This is a genomic window from Pseudomonas sp. BS-2016 (assembly GCF_001806145.1).
In the GTDB taxonomy this organism is placed as follows: Bacteria; Pseudomonadota; Gammaproteobacteria; order Pseudomonadales; family Pseudomonadaceae; genus Aquipseudomonas; species Aquipseudomonas lundensis.
Genome location: NZ_MLCT01000085.1, coordinates 1 through 1,632, shown reverse-complemented (window position 1 = coordinate 1,632; position 1,632 = coordinate 1). Strand labels below are relative to the sequence as shown.

Genomic DNA, 1,632 nt, shown 5'->3' with positions numbered 1-1,632 from the left:
GCCGGCTGCAGATTCAGCGTGGTGACCGACGGCGAGCGAACGTTCGAGATTCGGCCCTGTTCGGAAAGTGCTTTGATGATTAAGTTGGAGCCAGCCCAAGGAGACTTCGACGTGTCCAAAATACTCAACGAGCCCGACACCGCGCCCGTGCTTATGCCGGTGGTGGCATTCTTCAGCGAAAAGCCCCATTTGTTGCTCAAGGACGTATAGACAGCCGTCCAGTCCAGGCCGGTCTGGTCTGTGTCGGTGAGAGTTACCTCGAAAACTTTGACGTTGAACAACACCTGACGGGTGATACTGCTGTTGATCGAATTCAGGTATTTAGCAACGTTTGAGAGTACTTCTGGTCGATCACTTACCGTCAGGGTGCCAGTGGAACGCGAGAGGAACATCCGACCTTGGGGCTGTTGGCTCAGCATCGCCTTGACGTTTTTTTCAATGTCTCCGATCAGCGAGGTCTTGATGGTAACGGTGGTGCTCTGGTTGCTGCCTGATTCACCCGATGCACCTGTCGACGAAGATCCGCCGCCACCACCACCGGAACTGCTCCCGCTGCCTGTAGCAGTCAGCAAGCCCGACTTCACTGTGCTTTCAATGACCTGGTCATCACCAAATGCCCAGACGTCGAACGTCTTGGTGTCGAAGTAAGTGACATGCACGCTTCGATCATCGGAGGAATAATTCCACGCTAAGCCTAACTGGGAGGTCGCTTGATTCAACAACCCTGACAGCTTGCCGCTGTACTTAATGGGGAATGTGTTGGGCGCAGTCAGCCCAATCGAATTCATTGAGCGGGCGTTGCTCGGAACATTGCCGATGACGCCGGCGGGCATGAAGTTGGTCAGGTTGTCGGCAGAGCCCAAACCAGGTGGAACTGCAGGTCCTGAGTTGCCCTGCGTCGAACTGGAAAGGACACTTGGGTCGATTGCGTCAGGGGCTACGATGACCGGTACACCACATTCACTAGTGATGTACTGCGCGATCTCAGCGATCCCAACGTTATATGAGGGGCGATAGGTGATGTCGCAATCCATGGTCAGCGGTAAACCACGCTTGGCGACCAGCGGTTTTTTGGATACCCATGGTTTGTCGCTGAACACCACCGTAGCGCGCGCGGACTCTTGCTGCTGATTTCTCAGAAATCGGCTGTATTGAGAGGCTGTCGCAGCGTCATTTTCAGCTCGGCTGGCCGATTCATTCACACGCTGCAGCGAACAGGAACTCACCAGTGCGACGATAAGTGACAAGGCTGTGCTTTTGATCCAGAGACGAGCAGTCATCATTTGTTCCTCTCTGTAATAAAAATCAGCCGCTGTGAGGAGTTACTGTCGACCACATCGACCAGAAAGGACCGTGGAGCCGAGTCGTAGAGTGGGAAAATCGACCCAATGGCTTCTTGGAAACTGCCCTCAAATCGAAGTGGAGCGTCAATTGAGTAATCCAAATCATCGACCTGCCACATCAGTTTCCAGCCCGCTTTTTCAGCCCAGCCTTCGACGGTTTGACGAAGGGTTGAGCCAGTTGAAGCCGTCCATGTCTGGGCCAGCGGCTTCGGCGCTGCAATGTCCGTCGCAACCGGCTTTGGCGCTGCAGAAACTGCGGCCGGCGCGGTGACCAGTTTCGGAGTTGAAG

The 1,632-nt window shown here is 54.7% G+C and carries 2 protein-coding genes; both read right to left on the bottom strand.

Annotated elements, in window-relative coordinates; genetic code table 11:
* The coding region (locus BKD70_RS22460) for a PilN family type IVB pilus formation outer membrane protein (RefSeq protein ID WP_070415427.1) at positions 1–1,280 on the bottom strand (1,280 nt) is incomplete at its 3' end.
* The coding region (locus tag BKD70_RS22455) for a TcpQ domain-containing protein (RefSeq protein ID WP_175441024.1) at positions 1,280–1,632 on the bottom strand (353 nt) is incomplete at its 5' end. The genes BKD70_RS22460 and BKD70_RS22455, both read right to left, overlap by 1 nt.